Genomic DNA, 22,544 nt, shown 5'->3' with positions numbered 1-22,544 from the left:
TCGTGGCTCAGGGGCATTTCGCGAGCACTCAGCCTTGGCCGGCGGTCGCACTTTGGATCTCGACGCTTTACCGCGGGCTTGGTGGACGCGTTGGCGCAATGAGAGCATGTGTGCCATGTCCCTGTTTCGTAGGAGTCGGACCTCCGCTACCGCTGCCGTCGTGCATCCCGTGATTGGGTTCTGGGAATGGTGGAATTCCGAGGGGCACACGGTCGACCCAACGAAGCTATCCTCGATGACCGATCAGTTGAGCAGCCGGGTGGACGCGATCAACGAGGGTCTCGCCTGGCACTTCAGCGCAGGAAGCGAGTCGGAGCATCGCCTGACCGTCTCCGGCGCCGGCGTCGCCGAGCTCCGGCCGCTCGCCGCACGGTGGCTTCGCGCTGCGCCGCCAGCCAATGCAACGTGGGAATTCCGGGCGAGCCAGGAGGCCGATCCGCGAGCGTTGACGAACGTGTTGGCGATCGCGGGCGAGAGCCTTGATCTGTCGGCCACCCGATTCCATATCGAGTCAGATTCGGACGATCTGCGCCTGGACGTTGGAGTCTTTCATCCGAACTTCTTCAATCTGCCTTCGGATGGTCGGATGCAGGTGATATTCCTCGTTCTCGACTGGCTACTCGGGGAGGACGACGTCGAACGGTGGGTGGGAAACGTCGAGGCGTTGGTGGACGCGGCCGATGCGAATCAAAATGGCGCCGACGTGATCGAGGCAGTAGCCTCCATCCGTCGACGCCAGGACCCCGACGAGTGGACCCTCGCCCAGTGGGAAGACGAGCCCGGTGCGCCCGGAATCGCGAGTTTCCGTCGGGCCCTGCGCTGGGTCGACCACCCGACGCTCGACGCACACAACGTCATCCGCGCGAGCTACACACCACAGGAAAACGGCCTCCCCTTGGACACGGCCGAGCTGGAGTCGCTTCGCGCGCTCGAAGCCGAGCTGGAGGAAAGACTGAACGGCCTTGGGATTCTCGTCGGCCACGTTTCACGTGTCGGCCATCGCACATTTCACGTGTACACAGACAGCGAAGATCAGAACGCTGGCGCACACCTCGTCGAATGGGCCTCTCTGCGGAGAGTCGAGCTCGAGACGACCCGGGACCCAGCTTGGAGGAATGTTCGGCATTTCACGGGGTGAGGATCTCGCGGCATCCAACACCGGCAGGAAGAACCGCAGCACCGGACGCCGTGCGAATCGCCAGTGCCCACAATTTGCCCGTTACTTTGTTGGAGCCCGCTTCAGTGAGAGTCTGGTCGGGTGTTGGCCTGCCGTGCCCGGCATGATTTATTTGCCTTGTCGCTACTGATCGAGTGTGTGTTGTCACCGGGCCCGGTTGGTCGTGAGTGATCGCTGATTAGGGGTCAGGCCCGCCGTGTGTGAGGTCGTCCGTAACGTGGCTGCCGAGACTCATGGCCGCGGTCCAGACCAACGTTTCAGACGAGGGAACGTGAGCTCACGGTGATCGAAGACTATGAAGCTGTCGATGTGTTCATCGGCGTTGATGTCGGCAAGTCCGGCCATCACGCGGTCGCCCTGGCTCGCGACGGCAAGACGCTGTTTGATAAGGCGTTGCCGAATGATGAGGCGCGGCTCCGCGAGCTGATCGGTGGGCTGAAACAACACGGGCGGATCCTGCTCGTCGTCGACCAGCCAGCAACGATCGGCGCGCTCCCGGTCGCGGTCGCCCAGGCCGCGGGCATCTTGGTCGGCTATCTGCCGGGCCTGTCGATGCGGCGCATCGCCGACATCCATGAAGGAGAAGCCAAGACGGATGCGCGGGAAGCGGTGATCATCGCCCAAGCAGCTCGGTCGATGCCGCATGCGCTGCGTTCCATCCAGGTCGATGACGAACAGGTCGCCGCGCTGGGCATGCTCTGCGGGTTCGATGAGGACATCGTGAAGCAAATCAGCCAGACCGTGAACCGGATTAGAGGGCTCCTCACCCAGATCCATCCGGCTTTGGAGCGGGTAATCGGCCCGCGGCTGGACCACCCCGCGGTCCTGGATTTGTTGCAGCACTACCCGTCCCCCGCGGCGATGAAGACGGCCGGGGTCACCCGGCTGACCACGAGGCTCACGAAGAGAGCACCGAAGATTGGACGGCGCCTGGCTGAGGACATCACCGCCGCTCTGGCGGAACAGACTGTCGTTGTGGTCGGCACCAGTGCTGCGAGCCTGGTGCTCCCACGGCTTGCGGAGCAGCTGGCAACCTTGCGCCGGCAACGCGGAGAGATCGCGACCGAGGTTGAGGCCCTCGTGGAGGCCCACCCTCTTCACCCGGTCCTGACCAGCATGCCCGGTGTCGGGGTCGGGACCGCGGCCAGACTCCTCACCGAAGTCTCCGGCCGCCACTTCGACACCGCTGGCCACCTCGCCGCATATGCCGGGCTGGCACCCGTGACCCGACGGTCCGGGACATCGATCAGAGGCGAACACCACTCCCGCCGCGGGAACAAGATCCTGAAACGGGCGCTCTACCTCTCAGCGTTCGCGGCCCTGCGCGATCCGGTTTCGAGAGCCTACTACGACCGCAAAATCGGACAAGGAAAGCATCACAACCAAGCCCTCATCGCCCTCGCCCGCAGACGCTGCGACGTCCTCTACGCCATGCTCCGCGACGGCACCCTCTACCAGCCAACCCCGACACTCACCGCTTGACAAACCACATAGGGGCACACACTTTAACGAGATCCAACTCGTACCACTGAGATCGCAGTAGTCCGAAAAAGCCCGAAATTCCGGGGTTTTTCACCTCCGCAACGACGCGAAAAATGGCCGGATGGGGGTTCGAATCCCCATTCTCCGCCACTAAAAAACAGCCTCTCATCAGGGAAATTACCCTATTGAAATGCTGTCTTTTTTGGCCTATGCAAAGTTCTATGCAATAGCCACCTCGCATCAGGTGCCGAGAATCGCCCTGAGCGTGTCAACTGCGCCGCGTTGCATCGTCGCCGTGACGTGGCTATAGATGTCCATCGTCATCGCGATATTGGAGTGACCGAGCCGCTCTTGAACGATCTTCGAATTCACCCCGCTTCCATGAGAAGCGTCGCGTGAGTGTGGCGCAGACCCTTCAGCGTGAGGGGCTTGAGCGCGTCCTCACCGAGCGCAGCACGAGCTGTGGCGATGCGACGACTCCACCTAGCTCCAACCTCATTCGCCGAGCGAAGTTCACCCGACGGCCCCGCGAACACGTACGCGTTCGGTCGGGCCCGGTCGAGGTGAATCGAGCCATTCAGCGCTCGCCACGATTCGGCTGTTGTGAGCCGCGGCTCTTCTAGCTATATCCTCCAGGAGGCTCAGGCGCTTCTCCTTCAGTGCCGACGATCGCGTTCGGCATGTCGTCCCTGATGTGGCCCATCGCTACCCGAGTCCAGGAGACCAAACCGTCCCTGTCGGAGAAGTCATCCAGCGGCCCACCGACCCACGGAGGCGTGATGATTCAAACTCCCCGCGCTCGCCTTGTCAGTGATAAGAGACTGCTCGCAAGTGTTTGGAGATCGGACATTGGCCTTGGTGGCGTCTTAGTCCGTGTCGAACGCACGAGATCCTTGTCGAAGTAGTCCTGCACCAACAGGTCGTGCGCAAACGTGTTGCGCAACTGATGCGCTTTGCTCGTTGCTTCGACGACCTCCGAAGCGATCCGCCGAAACTTCCGGCACTTCGGGGCGGACAAGCACCTTTCGAATCTGAGGGATCAGCCGCCCAAAGTCGCGCTGCATCTCTCCTATCGGCAGCCCCGCATCGAAAAGCTTCCGCCACAACATGCGGATTTCACTCTCGACCCCGACGTCGTTTCGGACGATTTCGCCGACTAGAAATGACAGCCGATACTTCGAGTCCAAGTCGTCCAACATGCCCTCACATTAGGGCAACGGCCAATCCTTCCCGCGCCTCGTCTGCCTTGCAGAGGCAGAGACGACGTTTGCCCTCTCACGTCGGCTGACCGGGGACCGATATTAGAGCCCTGTGCGCCCGACTTGCCAGTCCACCGTCGATGGCGGCATGGCGATGAACGGGGTACCGTCCGGAAGCACGCCCGACCGAGCTGGAGACGAGGAGACCTTGCCCGGATCGGCCAAGGACACTTCGATGGTGCCCGACTCGTCGACCAGTCCGCTTTCCGGCGCTGACCCGAAGAAGGACGTCCATGCGTCGGGATGTGCGGTGATCTGTTTCAGGAGCGCAACGCGCGCGTTGAGACTCCAGCTCACAGGCCGCCACACGAGGTTGAGGGGCGCCGGAATGACGATTCGACCGGCGGCGGCCAGGAAAGCTGCCTCTTCCGTGGGGTCTGCGCCTGTGTAATAGTCCATTGTTGCGGTCGCTGACGCCTCATCCCAGAAGCTCATGCCGACGATGTCGGGGAATGAGTGGATGAGATCCGCCTGAGGCGCATTGAGAGCGTCATCAAACTGAGACTGGTGAGGAGGGGCCATCGCCAGACTAGCGGGGTCAGGCGACCTGTTGGTCAGAGGAAGCTTTGCGTCGCTAGGCGATGGTGAGGCGGGGCCGGGCGGAGGAGTCGCGGCGCCCGCAGCGAGAGGTAGACCCGTAAGGACTAGGGCTGCGAGGACGGCGCCCGCGAGAACTGTTGAGGAGGCCTTGCGCGAGATGTACATGAGACTGCCTTCTCTTTAGTTGTGCTGAGGCTAGCGGAGCATCGTCGACCTGTCTAGAATTCTCCGACTTGCCCGGCCCGATAACGGGGCCCAAGGCGGCTGGGGCGGCTTGTTCAATCGATCCATTCGTTTGCGGACGGTCGCCCCCGGCCACGTTGGCTTTTTTGCGAAGCCGATTGACCAGGACACCGCAGTGTCGCCCGTTCACGGACAGACAACCGGCATCAACCCGTCATGCAAAGTTTCATGCAATAGCGAGTGTGCATTGGCGTGCATCGGAGTACATCGGGTTACTAGGCCGAGCACCCTAGATCCGCGAATTATCTGGGCAGGAGGGGCCGCGATGCATCTTCTGGCACTTTTTTAGGGGGCAGTTCGAATCCCCCATTCTCCGCCAGGTTACGAGGTGTACCTCGGTGCTCACACTTTGCCCCTTGACGCGGTCTCTCAACGCGCGAGGTTGTTTCATGCGGGGCGGAGGAACACGAAGCAGCAATCATTTGCTGTTTCTCGGCATCGCGCTCGCTGCCTTCATGCGCTACTGGACCCATTTTGCCGGTCAGCTAGGGGCGGACGGTGCCGTTCGCTTGGCCGGTCGCGACGCAGTTCGAGGCCGATTCGCAGGCAACCCCATTCAGCGTCCCGCCCTTGCTCGGAGCGGCCGGCGTGGTCGCCTTCCAGGAACTATTGGTGAATGTCTCAACCAACGGTTCCGATGCCCCGGTCAGCGAGTTGACTTCGAATCCGCCGACAGCAACACAGTATGACGATGAGGTGCATGCGACGGTACCGGGATTGCCAAGCTGGAGGTGCGCACCGTTCGGATCAGCGCCGGTGGTGGATCTTGCGGCCTCCGACTGGGTACCGAGGTAACCGCCGTTGTTATCCGAGCTTCCGGCGAATGCGCACAGCAGTGGAGAGCAACCCATGTCGTATGCGGTGAAATCTCGGGGAAGGACGTCCACTATGGTCGACCCGTCCGCTGCGAGGGTCACGAGAGCGTTTCCAGTGGCAGTCAGGGCCAGCGCGTGACAGTGCGCGGCCGAGCCGCAAGACAGGCCGCGATAGGCCTGCAGGTTCGGTTGGACGCTCGCCCTCCATTCAGTTCCGCGCGGGACGGCAGTCCACGCTCGTAGAGACGTTCCCATGGAGTCGCTTGCTTCGCCAGTCATCGCGCACCACCCCCGGGTGCTGCAGGACAGGTCGTCGACTTCGGTTCCGTACTTGGTCGCAGGCAGGTTGATTACTGGATTCGTCAGTGTCGTCCAGCGTTGCCCATCGAATCGGACAAGCTCGAATGCGTCGTGCTGAAATGACCCGCCGAAGTCGAAGCGGATAGAGATCGCTGCCATGCACGCTGTCGTCGACCAGCATGAAAGCGATACGTTCCCCTGCGCCTGACCAATCTCCGTTGCGAGATCGTCAGCCGACTTCGCTGCCCCGACCAAGGGGAGCTCTATTGTCGAACCGCCTTCGCGAGCGAGGGTGTTGGAGAAGAAGTGCAATACCTGCTGCGCATCGACATAGACAGCAACAGCAAGGCACTTGCTTTGGAGGCACGAGACCGCCCGAACCTCGGAGTAGGAATCAGTAGACGGCTTGGCTCCCTCAGGAAAGGGAAGGGCCAGCGGAGTCCAGGAGCCCACGTGACGGGTCACGAGCAGCGGTCGAGCATGGCCGTCGGCAGCCACGTCGCTCCCGTAGGCAACACAATCGCCGCCGCTGGGACAAACAACACCGTTGAAATTGGCGCTGTGGGCTTTTCCTCCCGCAGCCACCGGGCTATCGGAGTCCCAGAGCACCGAAATCGTCTCCGCTGTCGGGGGCAAGCTCACACACCCCGAGAGAACGAATACCGCCACTGCGGCCAACGATCCCGCTGCCCATCGCCGACGAGCTGGCTTCGTCCGAGCAGGCCGCTTGGCGATTGAACGGGCATGACAACGTAGCGCCACCGGCCCTCCATATCTCTGTTGGTCGATACAGGCTACCCGTGCGTCACAACGCAGACGGACACCGCCAACACAAGATCACTCGCTGGGATGACAAAGCGAATTCGAGATGCTCTTTGGTAGCCGCAAGCCGATAAAAGATGAAGCGGGCAATCTCGCCGACGACATTTTTGAGCCAGCGGCCTGAAGAGGGGATGAGGCTACCGTGCGGAAGCGAGATAGCGAGCGGATCAGTGCAATGGAGGCGAGGCCCCACCAAGACCAAAGACGTCATGTCGAGGATGCCAAAGCCAAAATGCCACCAAAGTCCAACCCAGTGGTACAATATCTGGTACCACTCGGAGGAATCATGGCCATCACCGCAAGCGAAGCGCGACGCGACCTGTTCGGACTCATCGAGCGGGTCAACCTCGACCAAACCGAAGTCGAGATCACGTCGAAGCGCGGCTCGGCCGTGCTGATGTCCAAGGACGAGTACGACTCCCTGTTGGAAACCACCTACCTGCTCCGCTCCCCCAAGAACGCTCGCCGCCTGATCGACGCCATCGAAAGCGCCCGCGCTGGCAGCATCAAGGAGCACGACCTGACCGGTGAGTGACCGAAAGCTCGCCTGGACCGCCGGCGGCCGGGAGGACTACCTCTACTGGCAAGGCCCGGATCGTCGAACACTCAAACGGATCAACCTGCTGATCGAAGACATCCTCCGCGACGACCCGTTCGACGGCGTCGGCAAACCGGAACCCCTCAAGCACGCGCTAGCCGGAGCCTGGTCACGGCGGATCGACGAGGCCAACCGGCTCGTGTATCTCGTCGATGACGCCCACGTGATCATCCTTCAGGCTCGATACCACTACTGAGCGCCGGTACGGATCGCGTTGTCAGAGTCGGGGGTCTACGGGCTCCGATTCCATTGCGAGCACGCCGAAGACAGCTTGGTGCACTCGCCACAGCGGTTCGTCGGCGACAAACCGCTCGACCGCCTCCACGCCGAGTGCGTACTCTCGGAGTGCCATTGAGCGCTTGTGTCCAACGTCGCGGTCGCGGAGGCGTGCCAGATTGGCAGGTTCGAGGTAGTCCGGGCCGTAGATGATTCGAAGATACTCAGCCCCGCGAACCTTGATGCCCGGCTGCGCAAGCGAGCGTGTTCCGCGCACAAGGCCCGCTACAGGCTTCACCACCATGCCCTCACCTCCCGCGTCGGTGAGCTCCTCCCACCAGGTGGTAGCCGCGCTCTCCGAGTCGGACGACGACAGGTCGACCTCGATGCGTCGTGTGCGCCGGATCAATTGCCCGTCAGCCTCGGCGAGCCTGTCAGCGATGGCAAGATGCCAAAGGTGATCCTGCGCCAGGTGGCTTGCTCCTTCAGAGGCGAGGAGCTGGAACGGGGCGAGCTGCACGCCGTCGAGCCCCGACACAGGCTGGCTGTAGCGCCGATACGAGTCCCGGTATGCGTCGGCATTCGAGTCGCGGCGATTCGTGCGCGCGAGCAGGTCGGCGACGTCGACACCGCGGTCGGCGGCAGCCTGCAGAGCGCGGGAGGCCGCGGGCAGGGCCGATGTGGCTGCCGCTGCGACGCTCGCGTATTGCTCACGGATCATCGGTCCCGCTTTGAGCGACCATGGCAGGAGTTCCCCGTCGTACAAGAGCCATGAGGTTTCGAATTCCGACCAGAGTCCGGCCGTCTCGGCGGCCTGGTCGAGGCGAGCGAGGAAGCTGTCGGTCGTCGCCTCGTCGAAGAACGGTCTGCCAGTGCGCGTGTGGACGGCGCCACGCCATTCGGCGGGCGCGCCGAATCGCGAGGGATCTCGGGTCAGCAGTACAACTGCGCGGGAGCCCATGTGCTTCTCTTCGCAGATCAGTCGTTCGAGGCCTTCTCGCCGATATGCGTCGAAAGCTTCGGCGGGGTGCTCGAGGATGCCGTCCCGATTCGACACGTGGGGCGGGCTCATCGTGGGCGGCAGGTACACGAGTCGCCTCGGGTCTGTCGCGAACCGACTCATGACCTCGAGGGCGCCGGCGGCGTTGTCTTCGCGGATGCCGACCTTGCCGAACGCTCGTGTCTCAACGACTTGTTTGCCGAGGACGTCGTCGATCCTGAGGAGCGCAGGATTGCGCGTCCCGGATCCGCCGGACAAGCCTCCGTTGGATGCTCGTCCTCCTAGCGGTGCGACCGGCTCGTACCAGACCCTCTCGGCCGGCACATCGACGACCTCCTTCTCTGGGTAGCGGAGGGCGCTGAGCTTCCCACCGAACACGCAACCGGTGTCGAGACACATCGTGCCGTTGACCCACTCCGCTTCGAGGGTCGGGACGTGGCCGTAGAGGACCGTCGCCTTTCCGCGATAGTCCTCTGCCCACGGAAGCCGGACCGGCAGCCCATACTCGTCGGTCTCGCCTGTCGTGTCGCCGAACAGCGAGAACGCGCGCACACGTCCGGACGCTCGCCCCTGATACTTCTCAATCAGTCCAGCGTGCGCGACGACGAGCCGACCGTCGTCGAGAACGAGATGCGACACAAGATCGCGGCAGAACTGGAGGACCTCCCGACGGAACTCGGGCGTCTCTGTCGACAGTTGAGCGAGGGTCTCCGCGAGGCCGTGGCTGGTCTGGACCTTCTTGCCCTCAAGGGCGCGCACGAGCTTCGCTTCGTGGTTGCCGGGCACCGCGAGAGCATGACCTGCCCCGACCATGCCCATCACGAGTCGCAGCACTCCCGGAGCGTCGGGACCGCGGTCGACGAGGTCCCCCAGGAAAATCGCGCGACGGCCCTCCGGGTGAACGGCGTCGACCGCGCGCCCCTCATCATCGCGAGTCAGGACGTAGCCGAGCTTGCCGAGCAGAGTCTCAAGCTCGGATCGACAGCCGTGGACGTCGCCGATGGCGTCGAACGGACCCGTCTCTCCGCGGCGGTCGTTGAGCAGCGGCTCGCGCACGAACTCCGCAGCCGCGATCTCGTCCAACCCGGACAACACGTGCACCCGGCGAAAGCCCTCCTTGCCCAAGTATTTGAGGGAGCGGCGGAGCTGGTCGTGCTGACGCTTCACGACGGACGCGCCGAACGTGCGGTCCGTTCGGGTGGCGTTGCGTTCGACACACACGCTCTGGGGAACATCGAGCACGACGGCGACAGGCAAAACGTCATGCTCGCGCGCGAGCGCCACGAGCGAGCGCCGGGCATCCGGCTGAACGTTCGTGGCGTCGATCACGGTCAGTAGGCCGGCGTCGAGACGCTTGCCCGCGACGAACCGAAGTGCCTCAAAGGCTGCCGGAGTCGCGGCCTGGTCGTTTTCGTCATTCGATACAAGCCCGCGGAAGGCGTCACTGGACAAAGTCTCGAACGGCCCGAAGTGGGCGGCGGCGAACGTCGACTTTCCAGAACCCGAGGCACCCACGAGCACAACGAGCGACATGTCAGGCAGAGGCAGGCGCGTCATCTGTCGGTCACCTTTCGGAACAGGGCGAGCTGGGTCGGCGAGCCGAGATCGGCGTCGACGTCGCCGACTGTCCGATACTCGACCGTGTATCCGTTCCGCATAGCGACGCCATCCGTCCACTCAGCGAACTCGGCACGGGACCACTCGAACCGGTGATCGCCGTGTCGGAACGTGCCGTTGGACAGTGACTCGAAGAGGGCGTTGTAGTCGTCGTTCGGCGTCGTGACGATGACCGCGCCAGGCGCGGCCGCTCCGAACACGGCTGACTCGAGCGCCGGGAGCCGTTCCAGGTCAACGTGCTCGATCACCTCCATCAACACGATTGCATCGAGGCCGGCGATTCGATCGTCCTGGTAGGTCACGGACGACTGGATGAGTTGCAAGCGTTCGCGCAGGCGATCGCTTGCCTCACGCAGGTTCAGTGCCCGCGCGGCCTTGGCAAGGACGCTCGCCGAGACATCCGAGCCGATGATCTTCGTGAACGAAGGATCCACAAGCATTCGCTTTAGGAGAGCGCCTTCGCCGCATCCGACGTCGGCCACCGAGTGCGCACCGATGTCGCGAAGCGCCCCAAGCACTGCCTCGGCTCGCTGTGGGGCCAAGGGCGTCGGGCGGGACAAATCGCTCTGTGCCGCCTGATCGTCCTCCGGAATGTCGTCGAGGTCGCTCAACCGGGCATTCGCGGCCAACAGCTCTGTAGCCTCGTCCACCATAGAACGCTGATGGGCCAGGTAACGGCGCGTGATGAGCTCGCGCTCGGGGTGATCCGGCAGCCAGCCCTCGCCCGCACGGAGAAGCTTGCCAACCTCATCGTCGGACACCCAGTAGTGCTTGGCGTCGTCAAGCACGGGCAGCAGCACGTAGAGGTGCCTGAGTGCGTCACTGAGCCGGACCTCCCCGCGAAGCGCGAGGTCGACGTACACGGAATCACCCCACTCCGGGAACTCCGGATCCAGTGGGATGGGCGCCTCATCGACGACCCAGCCGAGCGGCCCGAACAGGCGCGTGGCGAGGCCGACGGTGTCGCGGCCTCTGGCCGGCACTGCCGCCACCGTGATTTCAAGGGGCAGCGCCGATGCCGCAAGCTCGGGAAGCGACTCGCTCGTGCCGCTCATGGCCGTGCGGAAAACCTGGCCAAGAGCGACCGCGACCATCGACGAGGACGCGTACGGACGGTCGTTCACGTAGCGCGCCAGCGTGGCCGCGTCGCTTCCTCGGAAACGCTTGTCGCGAACCAGCCCGATGGGGTCGACCTCAAGGAGCATTGCGACGGTGCAACGGTCGTCCGAGACCTCGGGGTAGAAGACGTGAGCCGTGCCGACGCTCAGCGCGAACGCCTGCGCACGATCCGGGTGCTTACGAAGCAGGTGGCTCAGATTGGACGCGGTAGACGCGGTCGAGGTGACGGTGACGAGCACAGGGATCCTTGGATCGGGCGAACGGGTAGCTGATCAGTCTATGGGTGCGACCCGCTGCCGGCCTGCGGTTCGCCAGTGCCCATACACTGCCCGCTACGTCGTGACGCTCCTTGGGGCGGATCTGAGGGGTAGCGGCCCGCTTCGTCCGTCGGCGCTACCGCCTACTGGACGGTGCGACGAGTGAAGACCAGATGAAGGACTCCCTGCGGTGATGGGGTCGCTTCGATGTCAAAACGTTGTTCGAGTCCTTCGAGTCCATCCCACAGCCGGTCGCCCCGGCCCAGGACGATCGGCACGATGACGATATGCATGTGGTCGATGAGATCGGTCTCGAGGAACTGCCGAACCGTGCTGACGCCGCCACCGATCCGGATATCGCGATCTCCGGCCAGGGTGCGCGCCTTCTCGAGCGCGGCGACCGGGTCGGCGTCGACGAAATGGAAGGTTGTTCCGCCTTCCATCTCGAGTACCGGCCGAGGATGGTGCGTGAGAACGACGACGGGAGTGTGGAACGGAGGGTTCTCTCCCCACCATCCCTTCCATTCGTGGTCCTCCCATGGGCCGCGTTGAGGGCCGAACTTGTTGCGCCCCATGATCTCGACGCCGATACCGGGCCCCCACGTGCTGGCGAACGCCTCGTCGACGCCGAAGGATCCCTCCGACTCCCCGGGGAACCCCATCGTGCGGAAGGTGCGGGTGCCGAAAGCCCACTGCACGAGCTGTTGTCCTGCGTGACCGAATGGAGCGTCGAGTTGCTGACTCTCGCCGGTGCCGAAGCCGTCGAGTGAGATCGAGAAGTTGTGCACGCGAACGAGGGACATGTCATCTCCGGAAGGGATTGTCGTTAACACTCACTTTATGGTGATCAGCCGATCGACTCTATGTCGGCCCGGCGAGAGAGCAGGATTCGAGAAGCGAGCTCCGCGCCCCAAACCTAATATTGGCCATAGCTCGGACACCAGGGAGGAAACCCATGACCACGACCACATTCAGCAAAGAAGAAAAGGCCGCCATGAAGGCAGCCATCGCCGAGAAGAAGGCGATGCAGGAAGGTGCGGATGCCGCGGCCGCCTGCGACGCTGCGATCGCCGCGATGACGGGCACCGACAGGGAACTCGCCGAGGCCTTCCATCAACTCGTCAATGAGAACACCACGCTGGCCGCGAAGACCTGGTACGGGATGCCCGCATATGCCGCCGCCGAAGGCAAGACGGTCGTCGCCTTCAAGCCGGGATCGAAGTTCAAGATCCGCTATGCGACCCTCGAGTTCCAGCAGGCTGCGACCCTGGATGACGGCAACCTGTGGCCGGTCGGTTTTGCCCTGACCAAGATGGATGACGCCGACAAGAAGCGAATCGCCGACATCCTGAAAGCGGCAGTCGTCTACTGATCGCCCGCCTGCAGGGCGGCGATCTGGGCACGTGCAGCAGCGACGAGTTCGTCGTTGGTGTTGGCGTGGCCGGCGAGGCCCCATCCGCCCTGCACTGCTTCGGTCAGCAGCACCCAGGTGCGCTCGGCGAGCGTCGGGTCGCCGGCCGCAGCCGAAACAAGTTCGGTGAACCGGGAGACCACGGCGAGCTGCTGTTCGCGATCGAGCGCTCCGGCGTTGGTCAGCACCTGCACGCGCACGTACCCGCTGTCGCCGTCGACGTTTGAAAGGCTGCCCTCGGGCAGGTCGTGCACGAACCCCGCGGTGTTCTGTCGGAACATCGGGATGTTCGGCACCTTTTCGATCTCCATCAGCGTGGTCGCGAGATCTTTGGCAAGACCGTGGCGGTCGGCGAACGTTCCGGCTGTTGCATAGACATCGATCATCGGCATGGGCTTCTCCTTCGAAAAAGTATGATGGTATACATAGAAGCTAGATTATGACGCTCGTCATAGTCAAGGGGTTCGGGAGGTTGCGTGGCTCAGGGCGTCAAACAGCGGATGGTCGAAGGCGCTGTCGTGCTCCTTGCGAAACACGGTCTCCAGGCGACATCGTTCTCGGGTGTGCTCGCCCTCACCGGCGCGCCCCGCGGCTCGGTCTACCACTATTTCCCTGAGGGGAAGGAGCAGCTCGTCGCCTCGGCGGTGGATCTCGCGGGCGAACGCGCGATCACGCTGCTCGACGAGCTCGAAGGCGCATCCGCCGACGAGATCACGCGAAGGTTCCTCGCCATGTGGCGCAGCCTGCTTGAACGGTCGGGCTTCGGTGCAGGATGCGCCGTGCTCGCCGTCACCGTTGCCGCCGACTCCCCTGCGCTGCTCGAGCACGCCACAGTCGTCTTCCGTACCTGGCGCGGCCGCCTCGCCCTCCTTCTCGAAACCGGAGGTCTCGCGCCGGCGGATGCGGCCGGCTTCGCATCCCTCCTCGTCGCGGCAAGCGAAGGCGCGGTCGTACTCGCCCGGGCAGAACAGAGCATGGAGCCCTTCGACCTGGTCGCCGACCAGCTGCTGAACAGCCTGAAGGCCTTGCCGGGCATCCACTGACACCCTCCGTTGTGGGGGTGCCGTGTCCCCCAAAATGCCGCTACCGGGCGGGGCCGATATGGTTCAGGCTCGGGGTAGAGGGGAATCAATGGAACAGGAGACCGTCGTGACGACGAAGAGCGTGGTGCTGCGCCCGCACGCCCACCTGTTCACCCGCGGCATCGTCGCAGTGCTCGCGCTGACGACCCCTGTTTTCGCTGTGCTGTACTGGCTGACGATTCCGGATGGCGTCTGGCCCCTGGTCCTCGCGGTCCATATCATCGTCGTCGTTGCGACTGTGCTCGCGGTGCTGGCGTTCTTCGGCACCACGATCCAGCTCCTCCCCGACGGCGTGCGCGAGCGCGGGTTCTTCGGGCGTGTGACGGACATCCGGCCCGGGACGGTCGGCTCCGTGGTTCTCCTCGATCTCTATGAGGGCAGCACGCTCGACACGCTCCCCCAGTTGTTCGTCACGGATGTCCACGGCCGTCTGCTCCTTCGCCTCCGCGGTCAGTTCTGGGCTCGCGAAGACATGGAACGGGTCGTCGAAGAACTCGACGTGCCCGTCACCACCCGCAGCGAGTCGATCACCCTGACGGAGCTGAGGCGCGAATCTCCAGAGCTGCTGTATTGGTTCGAACGCTTTCCTCGCGTCGGGCGCGGCTGACCGGCGTCTTTCCGTCTCGCCGCACGGCGCGTGGAAGTATTGCACCGTGAAGACCACCGTCGGCCAGCCGCTCAGCAAGGGCCTGCTGACGCCGGAGCCCGCTGAGAGTCCGGTGCGCATCGATCGGTACTGGGCCGGTCCGCGGGCCGCGACGCTCGTCAGGCACTACTGGGTGCCACGCTGGAGCCTGCCCGATGGCGTGCGACTCCGGCAGGACGTGCTGGAGTACCCGACGACGAACATCGTCGTCGAAGCCGACGAAGCGCGCCTGTATCGCGCCCATCGCGGGCGGGGCGCACGCACCCTCGCCGGCACCGGATGGGCGTTCGGGGCGATGCTCCAGCCCGGTACCGCGCGCATGCTGCTCGGCGCGAGCATCCGCTCGTTCCCCGCGTCTGCCGAGCTCTCCGCCCTCGGGCTGACGGGCACCGACCCTCTCACTGCGGAGCTCCGTCTGCTCCTCCCCTCGGGCGCCGACCTCACCGCGGTCGACCTGTTCGAGCACTGGCTCCTCGAGCGCGTTGCGGAGCCCGACGACGACGCGGCACTCGTCAACCGGATCGTGAGCGCGGTCGAAGGCGATCGCGACCTCCTGCGTGTCGAGCAGGTCGCCGAGCGTTTCGGCATCGGCATCCGGCGCCTGCAACGTCTCGTCGGCAGCCACATCGGGTTCTCGCCCAAGTGGCTCATCCAGCGTTCCCGCCTGCAGGAGGCGGCTGCGGCGCTCCGCAGCGAGAACCCGCCTGCCCTCGCCGACCTCGCCGCTGCCCTCGGGTATGCCGACCAGGCGCATTTCAGCAGGGAGTTCAAGACCGTCGTCGGCTCGACGCCGGGCGCGTATGCGACGGCGGCCCGGCCGGGTGCGCCGGACACGCCGGAGGCCCCGTGAGCTCACGAGCCGAGTCGATCGTCGCTCCCTACCTCGAGCGCTGGAAACTCGTGCGCGATGGACCGGCCTTCACGACTCCGTCAAGCGCGCTCATCCCTGTAGTCGCATGGGGGCGCAAAGCGATCCTCAAGGTCGCCACGGAGCGCGAGGAGGAGCTGGGTTCGCGCCTCATGGTCTGGTGGAACGGGCGGGGATCGGCGCCGGTGCTCGAACACGACGGACCCGCCATCGTGCTCCTACGCGCTGAGGGCACGCGGTCACTCACCGCCATGGCCGAGGCAGGCGGCGACCAGGACGACGAGGCGACGCGGGTGCTGTGCGCCGCTGCGTCGACACTTCACGCGGTGCGCGGAGAGCCACCCGAGGGCCTCGTGGGCCTTGACCGCTGGTTCTGCGAGCTCTTCGTGCATGCCGAAACGCGAGGGGGGTTCTTCGGGCGGGCCGCATCCGTCGCCCGAATGCTGATCAACGAGAAGAGCGAACCGGTCGTTCTCCACGGTGACGTGCACCACGGCAATGTGCTCGACTTCGGTGATGACGGATGGCGTGCCATCGACCCGAAACACGTCAGGGGCGATCGCGCGTTCGATTTCGCGAACATCCTCTGCAACCCGGACGCTCGTGTCGCCCTCGGGCCCGGACGGCTCGAGCGGCAGCTTGCGATCATCTGCAGGCAGACCGGCATCGCACATGAACGGATGACCGCGTGGACCGTCGCATGGTGCGGGCTGTCGTCCGCCTGGAGCGAGCGGTCAGGCGACGGCGGCCGCCACGCGCTGCAGGTCGGCCTCGCGGCCGAACGGATACTCGGCTAGCCTGCGAGCCGGTCCTCCATGCCCCACGCCTGACCGTAGCCGCCGTCGGCCTCCGGACGCGCCATCAGCTCGAGGAACGGCTGCGCGTCGAACGCCTCAGGGCCGAGCACGCCGATTCCCGTCCACACGTTCGTCGCGAGCAGTTCGAGCGCGATCACCGGGTTGAGCGCGGTCTGCCAGACGACGCACTGGCACTCGTATTCGCGCATCGTCCACTCGTTGTCGCTGACGTGATAGAGGTACACCTCGCGCGGCGACCGGTCGACGCCGGTACCGGTCGCCCAGACACCCGCACAGGTCTTGCCGGTCATGCGGGGCCCGATCGTCGCGGGGTCGGGGAGTGCCGCGGCGACCACATCGCGTGGAGCGACGTGCACAGGGCCGCTCTCGCTGCGTACGCGGATGGGGATGGTCGAGTCGAGGCCGAGCTGGTGGAGCGTGCGCAGGATGCTGATGAACTCGACGCCGAGCCCGTACTTGAAGGTGACGCGCTTCGCGTCGATCCAGCGTGGCATGAGCAGCACCTCTTCGTGCTCGACGTTGACGCATTCCACCGGACCGATGCCCTCGGGAAAGGTGAACACTTCGGGCTCGCTGAACGGCGGCGTCGTGTACCAGCCGGCATCTTTCTCGAAGATGACTGGGGGGTTCAGGCATTCTTCGATGGTCGTCCAGATGCTGAACGACGGGGCGAAGACCTCGTGGCCATCCGCGTCGCGAACGACGAGGTTCGCACCGTCGCGGGTACCCAGTTCGTCGAGCTCGCTGAAGAGGTGGTCGGCGGCGTACCGGGCGAACACGTCGCTCAGGCCGGGCTCCACACCCATGCCGACCAGGGCGAGCCGGCCGGCGGTCTCCCAGTCGCTGCGGAGTGCGAACTGGTCGTCGCCGAGCTTCACGCCCGTCTTCGAGTACGGCTCGGTCGGGTGCGGCTCCGAGAGGCTCATCGCCATGTCGAGGTAGTCGGCTCCCGCGGCGAGCGCCCCGGCGAAGATCGTCGGCACGAACTTCGGCTCGACGGCGTTCATCACGTGGGATGCCCCGTGCTCGCGGGCGACCCGCTCCACGCTGTCGGGGTCGGATGCGTCGATCGCCGACGCCGTGAACCGGTCAGCGACCTCCGCGCCGTGCTTGAGCGCGATCCACGCGATCGTCTTCTCGGCCCGCGCGATGTCGTAGTCGCTCACGACGATGTGCTCGTAGAACGAGCGCCTCGCGGCGATCTTCGCGATGGCGTCTCCGACGCCTCCGGCGCCGACCAGGAGGATTCTCATGACCGCCACCCTACTCGCGGGCGCAGACACGATCGGGGGCGAGAGTCGCCGTTCGCGCCGAGAATCGCCGCCCTGCCGGGCTCATCCGGACGAAACGGCGACTCTCGGCGAAAATCAGGACAGCGAGAGCGCGGTCCAGGAGACGGGCGGGAGGGTGATGGTGATGGTGGTCGTCGCGTCGTCGACGACGACCGACGTGTTGGGGCGAAGGCCGACACGAGTCTGGTCGTCGAGGGTGTTGCGGGCCTGGATGTCGTCATCCGTCAGCGTCTGCGCGTCGCGCACCGAGACGCCGCCCAGCGCGGCCAGGTCGATGGTCACCGTCGCATGCTCCGTCTGGCTGCGGTTCACGAGGAACACTGCCGTCGTGCCGGTCGCCTCGTCGTGGGTCGCGACGGCGTCGACGAGGTCCACCTCGCCGTACGCGTCGGTAGCGTACGTGTCGCTCGTCAGCCGCACCTCGAGCGCCGAACCCGTGGCCAGGCGCGACGTGAGCGCAAAGGGGAAGAAGGTGGTCTGGCGCCACGCCGCGCCACCGGGCTCGGTCATGATCGGCGCGATCACGTTGACGAGCTGGGCGAGGGATGCGCTGGTGACCCGGTCTGCGTGCTTCAGGAGCGAGATGAGCAGGCTTCCGAACACCACGGCATCCGCCACCGAATAGGAATCCTCGAGCAGCCGCGGGGCGACCGGCCAGTTGTCGATGCCTTCGATCTTGTCGACCTCCTGGTAGCGGTCGAGGTACCAGACGTTCCACTCGTCGAAGGAGATGTTGATCGTCTTGTCGCTGCGCTTGACCGCTTTGACGTGGTCGGCGGTCGCGACCACCGACTCGATGAAGCGGTCCATGTCGACGGCGGATGCGAGAAAGCTCCCCAGGTCGCCGTTCTTCTCCTCGTAGTACGCGTGGCACGAGATGTAGTCCACGTCGTCGTACGTGTGCGTCAGCACGACTCGCTCCCACTCGCCGAACGTCGGCATCGAGGCGCCCGACGACCCGCACACGACGAGCTCCAGCGACGGGTCGAGCTGCCGCATGGCCTTCGCCGTCTGCGAGGCGAGCTTTCCGTAGTCATCGGCGGAACGGTGACCGAGCTGCCACGGTCCGTCCATCTCGTTGCCGAGGCACCACATCCCGATGCCGAAGGCGTCTGTGCGGCCGTTCGCGATGCGACGGTCGCTGAGCGCGGTTCCGGATGCGATGTTCGTGTACTCGAGGAGGTCGAGTGCTTCGAGCGTCCCCCGGGTTCCGAGGTTCACCGCGAGCATCAGCTCGCTGCCGACCTTCTCGAGCCACGACGAGAACTCGTGCAGACCCACCTCGTTCGTCTCCGTCGAATGCCAGGCGAGGTCGAGACGACGCGGGCGTTCTTCACGCGGGCCGACGCTGTCCTCCCAGCGGAACCCGGAGACGAAGTTGCCGCCGGGGTAGCGGATAGTGGAGACCCCGAGCTCCTTGACGAGCTCGATGACGTCACTGCGGAATCCTTCGGCATCAGCGGTCGGGTGCCCCGGTTCGTAGATGCCGTCGTAGACACACCGGCCGAGGTGTTCGACGAACGAGCCGAACAGTCGCGGATTGACGGTGCCGACGGTGAATTGCGGGTCGATCGTGAGGCGTGCGGTGACCATGGTCTTCTTTCGGGTTCCTGTTGATTTACAACGTTGTATCACAACGATGTAAACCCATACTTCCGATCGCACGCTGCCCTGTCAAGCGTTCCCGGCCCCGGGGTTGGGTGAGCATCCATCACTTGACTGTTGTTGTCGCTACGCCGGCCGCCGTGACGACAACTTCTGCCCAGTGAGCGCCGCCTCCCGGGGAGCGTCCCGGGAAGCGCCGGCTCACACGACGGCCGTCGACTCGCGCTCCACGATGCGAAAGGCGGCCTCGAACTCGCGCGGCGGGACGGAGCGGCCGGGGTCGGCGATGCGCTCGAGGAGCACCCGTACCGCCGTCTCGGCGATCTCCTCCCGGCCGGGGTCGACCGTCGACAGGGACGGCAGCGAGTACCGCGTCTCATCGATGTCGTCGAAACCGATCACCGCGACATCCTCCGGCACGCGGATGCCGCGCTCCTGCAGCACACGCACCGCACCGAGGGCGATCAAGTCGTTGAACGCGACGACGGCGTCGAAATCGAGACCGGATGCCAGTGCGGCGCGCATCGCATCCGCCCCGTCACCACGGTGCCAGTTGCCCACGTGCACCACGAGTTCCTCGCGGTAGGGCATCCCTGCAGCGGTGAGCGCCTCCTTGTAGCCCGTGAGGCGCAGCCCGGCGGACCCGATGACCTCGTTCTCGTGCGCGCCGAACGCGAGGATGCGCTTGCGCCCGAGCGAGATCATGTATTCCGTCGCAGCCCGTGCGCCGGCGACGTTCTGCATCGTCACGTGGTCGGCCGGACCGTTGAAGATGCGCTCACCGAGAAGCACCAGCGGGGTGGGAATGTCGAGGAGCCCCGCGTCCTCCTGCCCCAGCGCCAGCACGCTGAAGAGGATGCCGTCGACCATGCGCATACGGGGGCCGTGCAGCACTTCGAGTTCCCGGTCGCGATCGCCGCCGCTCTGCTGGATCATCACCACCAGGTCGTGCTGGGCGGCGGCGCGCATCACGGCATCTGCCAGTTCGGCGAAATACGCATTCTTCAGGTCGGGAATGATGAGGCTGATCGCGCCGGTGCGGCCGGACCGGAGACCGCGGGCGGACAGGTTGGGCTGGTAGCCGAGCGCAGAGATGGCCTCGAGGACCCGCGAGCGAGTCTCCTGACGGATATGCGGGTAATCGTTGATGACGTTGGAGACCGTCTTGATAGAGACGCCGGCGGCCCTCGCGACATCGTGCATCGTGACCGCCATCGTCCGCCTCCTTCATGGCGGAAGGCGACCCCTGACAGCGTCGCACTCCCCCGCACAGGCACTCTACAACGTTGGAGACGGTTTTCTGGCCAGGGCGAAAGGATGCGGTCTGGCCCCCTCGGCGGCGAGCTTGTAGGCGAGCGGCGCCCACACCAGCACGGCCACCCCGGCCCCCAGCAGGAGTCCGCCGATCGTGTCGCTCAGCCAGTGTGCACCGAGGTAGGTGCGGCTCAACGCCATCGCAACGGCATACGCACCACCGGCGACCCACAGCCAGACCCTCGGGTAGAAGATGATGGCGATGGCCACCGCCGTCGTCGCGGCGTTCGCCGTATGCCCTGACGGGAATGAACCCGGATCCGACTGGACGAGCATATCCTCGGGACGCGCACGGTCCACGGTGACCTTCAGGAGCTGCACACAGCCTGCGCTGAGAGCGGCCGCGATCGCGTAGTAGAGAGCCGCCCAGGGTCTTCGCCAGAGCAGGAATGCGGCGACGATCCCCAGCGGAATGATCACGACACCGATGAGGCCGCCGCCGAGGGCGTTCATGACAAGCGCCGGGACGGTCCAGAACGGAGAACGATGTTCGACGACCTCGCCCATCCAGCGCAGGTCGATCGCGAAGGGCTCCGTCGGGCGCAACGCGATGATGCCGGCCATGATGAGAACGAGGGCGAGCGCCACCGATGCGGAGACCACAGGCCAGAAACGCGAGATGGTGTGCGCCTGCTGCAGGTCGCCCCCGTCGGGGTGGTCGCCGGTCATCCCCACACGCTACCGTGCGGTCTCCCAGACTCCTCCCAGCATCAGTGGGCGAGTGCGGGAACCGTGCGGGGCCTCACGACGAACCAGAGCGCACAGATGCTCACCGTCGACGTCACCGCCATGACGGCGCCCATGGGAACCGCGTTGCTGACTCCCAGCAGCCCGACGACCGGGGAGATGATGCCGGCGATCCCGAAGTTGGCCGCGCCGAGCAGCGACGCCGCGGTGCCGGCCTCGTGCCCGTGACCGTTCAGTGCGAGCACCTGCACGCACGGGAACCCGAAACCGCAGGCCGCGATGAAGAACCAGAGAGGGATGACCGTCCCCCAGATCCCGGCGCCGGCCTGGCCGAGGATGACGATCAGCAGCGCCGACACCAGCATCACGACCGTGGTGACGGCCAGGATCCACTGGGGCCCGACGTACTTCGTGATGCGCGCCGACGACTGGACGCCGATGATGATGCCGATCGAGTTGACGGCGAACAGCAGACCGTACTGCTGCGCGTCGAAGCCGTAGATGCCCTGGAAGATGAAGGAACTCGACGAGAGGTACGCGAAGAGGCCGGTGAAGTTCATCGCTCCGACGATCGCGATGCCGACGAACACGCGGTCGCTGAGGACAGCCTTGTAACGCTGGCGGACCGTCGAGTGCCCTGCGTCGCGCCGGCGTGCCTTCGGAAGCGTCTCGACGATCCAGAGGCTCACGCAGACGATGACGAACAGGCCGTAGACGGCGAGGATGAGGAAGATGCCACGCCACGGCATGACGAGCAGCAGTTGGGAGCCGATGACCGGCGCAAGCACCGGGGCGAGCCCGCTGACCAGTGCGAGGCGGCTGAGCATCCGCACCAGGGGGCGGCCGCCGAACAGGTCGCGCACCATCGCCATGGCGACGACACCACCGGCCGCCGCGCCGATGCCCTGCAACGCGCGGAACGTGGCGAGGAGCTCGACGTTCGGCGAGAGCGCGGCGCCGACGCAGGCGAGGATGTGCACGGCGGTCGCGAGGATCAGCGGCAGCCTGCGGCCGACCTTGTCGCTCCAGGGGCCGACGATCAGCTGCCCGAGCCCGAACCCGATGGTCGTCGCCGTCAGCGTGAGCTGGATCGCCGCCGTCGATACGCCGAACTCGCTCTCGAGCGTGGGCAGCGCCGGCAGGTACATGTCGATCGTGAACGGCCCGAGCGCGGTCAGGGCACCGAGGATCAGGATGTACGCGAGGCGCTGGCGGCCGGAAAGCGAGTCACCGGGGTGCACGACGGTGATCCCGGAGGTCCTGAGAGAGACGGTAGTCACAGATGTCCTTGGGAAAGCGAACACCGCGGTCGCGAACGACCACGGTGAGAAGTGGATGGGGAGCGCGGACTCGAGGTCCAGCGGGAGCGGGCGGTG

At 65.1% G+C, this 22,544-nt stretch carries 21 protein-coding genes; 9 read left to right on the top strand and 12 right to left on the bottom strand.

Annotation, left to right across the window (positions count from 1 at the left end; all coding sequences use genetic code 11):
* Positions 1-52: 52 nt before the first annotated feature.
* Both ACPPVQ_RS05535 and ACPPVQ_RS05530 read left to right on the top strand, forming a co-directional pair.
* Positions 53-1,138, top strand: coding sequence for a DUF695 domain-containing protein (locus tag ACPPVQ_RS05535; protein WP_426519456.1), 1,086 nt, complete (start codon positions 53-55; stop codon positions 1,136-1,138).
* Between the two features lie 321 nt (positions 1,139-1,459).
* Positions 1,460-2,659: an IS110 family transposase gene (locus ACPPVQ_RS05530; protein ID WP_426519454.1), complete on the top strand. Its 1,200-nt coding sequence runs from the start codon at positions 1,460-1,462 to the stop codon at positions 2,657-2,659.
* 240 nt (positions 2,660-2,899) lie between these two features.
* Here ACPPVQ_RS05530 and ACPPVQ_RS05525 read toward each other — a convergent pair whose 3' ends face one another.
* The 3 genes from ACPPVQ_RS05525 to ACPPVQ_RS05515 form a co-directional block, all read right to left on the bottom strand.
* Positions 2,900-3,031, bottom strand: a complete 132-nt coding sequence (locus tag ACPPVQ_RS05525) for a hypothetical protein (RefSeq protein ID WP_426519452.1) — start codon at positions 3,029-3,031, stop codon at positions 2,900-2,902.
* Between the two features lie 929 nt (positions 3,032-3,960).
* Positions 3,961-4,353: a hypothetical protein gene (locus tag ACPPVQ_RS05520; RefSeq protein ID WP_426519450.1), complete on the bottom strand. Its 393-nt coding sequence runs from the start codon at positions 4,351-4,353 to the stop codon at positions 3,961-3,963.
* Between the two features lie 833 nt (positions 4,354-5,186).
* Positions 5,187-6,401 carry a hypothetical protein gene (locus ACPPVQ_RS05515; protein ID WP_426519448.1) on the bottom strand — a complete coding sequence of 405 codons (1,215 nt, stop codon included), beginning with the start codon at positions 6,399-6,401 and terminating at the stop codon, positions 5,187-5,189.
* Positions 6,402-6,924: 523 nt separating this feature from the next.
* Between ACPPVQ_RS05515 and ACPPVQ_RS05510 the strand changes: the two genes are divergently transcribed.
* Both ACPPVQ_RS05510 and ACPPVQ_RS05505 read left to right on the top strand, forming a co-directional pair.
* Entirely contained in the window at positions 6,925-7,173 is a 249-nt protein-coding gene (locus ACPPVQ_RS05510) for a type II toxin-antitoxin system Phd/YefM family antitoxin (RefSeq protein ID WP_426519446.1), read from the top strand.
* Positions 7,166-7,432: a Txe/YoeB family addiction module toxin gene (locus ACPPVQ_RS05505; RefSeq protein WP_426519444.1), complete on the top strand. Its 267-nt coding sequence runs from the start codon at positions 7,166-7,168 to the stop codon at positions 7,430-7,432. Before ACPPVQ_RS05510 ends, ACPPVQ_RS05505 begins: the two co-directional genes overlap by 8 nt.
* A 21-nt stretch (positions 7,433-7,453) precedes the next feature.
* Here the strand turns inward: ACPPVQ_RS05505 and ACPPVQ_RS05500 are convergent, their stop codons facing one another.
* The 3 genes from ACPPVQ_RS05500 to ACPPVQ_RS05490 all read right to left on the bottom strand — a co-directional run bounded on the left by ACPPVQ_RS05500 (position 7,454) and on the right by ACPPVQ_RS05490 (position 12,248).
* Positions 7,454-10,009: a polynucleotide kinase-phosphatase gene (locus tag ACPPVQ_RS05500; RefSeq protein ID WP_426519442.1), complete on the bottom strand. Its 2,556-nt coding sequence runs from the start codon at positions 10,007-10,009 to the stop codon at positions 7,454-7,456.
* A complete protein-coding gene (locus ACPPVQ_RS05495; RefSeq protein WP_426519440.1) occupies positions 10,006-11,427 on the bottom strand; it encodes a 3' terminal RNA ribose 2'-O-methyltransferase Hen1 in 1,422 nt (473 codons plus the stop codon). Before ACPPVQ_RS05495 ends, ACPPVQ_RS05500 begins: the two co-directional genes overlap by 4 nt.
* Positions 11,428-11,588: 161 nt before the next feature.
* Positions 11,589-12,248 carry a dihydrofolate reductase family protein gene (locus ACPPVQ_RS05490; RefSeq protein WP_426519438.1) on the bottom strand — a complete coding sequence of 220 codons (660 nt, stop codon included), beginning with the start codon at positions 12,246-12,248 and terminating at the stop codon, positions 11,589-11,591.
* 152 nt (positions 12,249-12,400) lie between these two features.
* Here ACPPVQ_RS05490 and ACPPVQ_RS05485 point away from each other — a divergent pair, with 152 nt between their 5' ends.
* Positions 12,401-12,817, top strand: coding sequence for a hypothetical protein (locus ACPPVQ_RS05485; RefSeq protein ID WP_426519436.1), 417 nt, complete (start codon positions 12,401-12,403; stop codon positions 12,815-12,817).
* Here the strand turns inward: ACPPVQ_RS05485 and ACPPVQ_RS05480 are convergent.
* Positions 12,811-13,248 (bottom strand): tautomerase family protein, encoded by a 438-nt coding sequence (locus ACPPVQ_RS05480; protein ID WP_426519434.1) that lies wholly within the window; start codon positions 13,246-13,248, stop codon positions 12,811-12,813. The two genes, ACPPVQ_RS05485 and ACPPVQ_RS05480, sit on opposite strands and share 7 nt — an antisense overlap.
* An 84-nt stretch (positions 13,249-13,332) precedes the next feature.
* On the opposite strand from ACPPVQ_RS05480, the gene ACPPVQ_RS05475 reads away from it, so the two are divergent.
* From ACPPVQ_RS05475 to ACPPVQ_RS05460, 4 genes are all read left to right on the top strand, one after another.
* Complete coding sequence (locus ACPPVQ_RS05475) at positions 13,333-13,899, top strand: TetR/AcrR family transcriptional regulator (protein WP_426519432.1); 567 nt, start codon at positions 13,333-13,335, stop codon at positions 13,897-13,899.
* Between the two features lie 88 nt (positions 13,900-13,987).
* Positions 13,988-14,545 carry a hypothetical protein gene (locus ACPPVQ_RS05470; protein ID WP_426519430.1) on the top strand — a complete coding sequence of 186 codons (558 nt, stop codon included), beginning with the start codon at positions 13,988-13,990 and terminating at the stop codon, positions 14,543-14,545.
* Between the two features lie 46 nt (positions 14,546-14,591).
* A complete protein-coding gene (locus ACPPVQ_RS05465; protein ID WP_426519428.1) occupies positions 14,592-15,434 on the top strand; it encodes a helix-turn-helix domain-containing protein in 843 nt (280 codons plus the stop codon).
* Positions 15,431-16,249, top strand: coding sequence for an aminoglycoside phosphotransferase family protein (locus tag ACPPVQ_RS05460; RefSeq protein ID WP_426519426.1), 819 nt, complete (start codon positions 15,431-15,433; stop codon positions 16,247-16,249). The genes ACPPVQ_RS05465 and ACPPVQ_RS05460 overlap by 4 nt, the downstream gene beginning before the upstream one ends.
* Here the strand turns inward: ACPPVQ_RS05460 and ACPPVQ_RS05455 are convergent.
* The 5 genes from ACPPVQ_RS05455 to ACPPVQ_RS05435 all read right to left on the bottom strand — a co-directional run bounded on the left by ACPPVQ_RS05455 (position 16,246) and on the right by ACPPVQ_RS05435 (position 22,448).
* On the bottom strand, positions 16,246-17,523 hold the full coding sequence (locus ACPPVQ_RS05455) for a saccharopine dehydrogenase family protein (protein ID WP_426519424.1): 1,278 nt from the start codon (positions 17,521-17,523) through the stop codon (positions 16,246-16,248). The two genes, ACPPVQ_RS05460 and ACPPVQ_RS05455, sit on opposite strands and share 4 nt — an antisense overlap.
* A 114-nt stretch (positions 17,524-17,637) precedes the next feature.
* Entirely contained in the window at positions 17,638-19,155 is a 1,518-nt protein-coding gene (locus tag ACPPVQ_RS05450) for an alpha-N-arabinofuranosidase (protein WP_426519422.1), read from the bottom strand.
* Between the two features lie 213 nt (positions 19,156-19,368).
* A complete protein-coding gene (locus ACPPVQ_RS05445) occupies positions 19,369-20,382 on the bottom strand; it encodes a LacI family DNA-binding transcriptional regulator (protein ID WP_426519420.1) in 1,014 nt (337 codons plus the stop codon).
* Between the two features lie 63 nt (positions 20,383-20,445).
* On the bottom strand, positions 20,446-21,150 hold the full coding sequence (locus tag ACPPVQ_RS05440; RefSeq protein WP_426519418.1) for a phosphatase PAP2 family protein: 705 nt from the start codon (positions 21,148-21,150) through the stop codon (positions 20,446-20,448).
* Between the two features lie 41 nt (positions 21,151-21,191).
* Entirely contained in the window at positions 21,192-22,448 is a 1,257-nt protein-coding gene (locus ACPPVQ_RS05435; RefSeq protein ID WP_426519416.1) for a multidrug effflux MFS transporter, read from the bottom strand.
* Between the last annotated feature and the right edge of the window lie 96 nt (positions 22,449-22,544).

The sequence above is a fragment of the Leifsonia sp. McL0618 genome (genome assembly GCF_049994905.1).
Classification (GTDB): domain Bacteria; phylum Actinomycetota; class Actinomycetes; order Actinomycetales; family Microbacteriaceae; genus Diaminobutyricibacter.
Note: the sequence above shows the minus strand (reverse complement) of the source record. Positions and strands in the feature narration are given on the sequence as shown.

Coding starts and splice junctions, on each gene's coding strand:
- ACPPVQ_RS05520 (WP_426519450.1), bottom strand. CDS start 4,353: ATGAGCTTCTGGGATGAGGCGTCAGCGACCGCAACAATGGACTATTAC.
- ACPPVQ_RS05510 (WP_426519446.1), top strand. CDS start 6,925: ATGGCCATCACCGCAAGCGAAGCGCGACGCGACCTGTTCGGACTCATC.
- ACPPVQ_RS05500 (WP_426519442.1), bottom strand. CDS start 10,009: ATGACGCGCCTGCCTCTGCCTGACATGTCGCTCGTTGTGCTCGTGGGT.
- ACPPVQ_RS05490 (WP_426519438.1), bottom strand. CDS start 12,248: ATGTCCCTCGTTCGCGTGCACAACTTCTCGATCTCACTCGACGGCTTC.
- ACPPVQ_RS05485 (WP_426519436.1), top strand. CDS start 12,401: ATGACCACGACCACATTCAGCAAAGAAGAAAAGGCCGCCATGAAGGCA.
- ACPPVQ_RS05480 (WP_426519434.1), bottom strand. CDS start 13,248: ATGCCGATGATCGATGTCTATGCAACAGCCGGAACGTTCGCCGACCGC.
- ACPPVQ_RS05470 (WP_426519430.1), top strand. CDS start 13,988: ATGGAACAGGAGACCGTCGTGACGACGAAGAGCGTGGTGCTGCGCCCG.
- ACPPVQ_RS05455 (WP_426519424.1), bottom strand. CDS start 17,523: ATGAGAATCCTCCTGGTCGGCGCCGGAGGCGTCGGAGACGCCATCGCG.
- ACPPVQ_RS05450 (WP_426519422.1), bottom strand. CDS start 19,155: ATGGTCACCGCACGCCTCACGATCGACCCGCAATTCACCGTCGGCACC.
- ACPPVQ_RS05445 (WP_426519420.1), bottom strand. CDS start 20,382: ATGGCGGTCACGATGCACGATGTCGCGAGGGCCGCCGGCGTCTCTATC.
- ACPPVQ_RS05440 (WP_426519418.1), bottom strand. CDS start 21,150: ATGACCGGCGACCACCCCGACGGGGGCGACCTGCAGCAGGCGCACACC.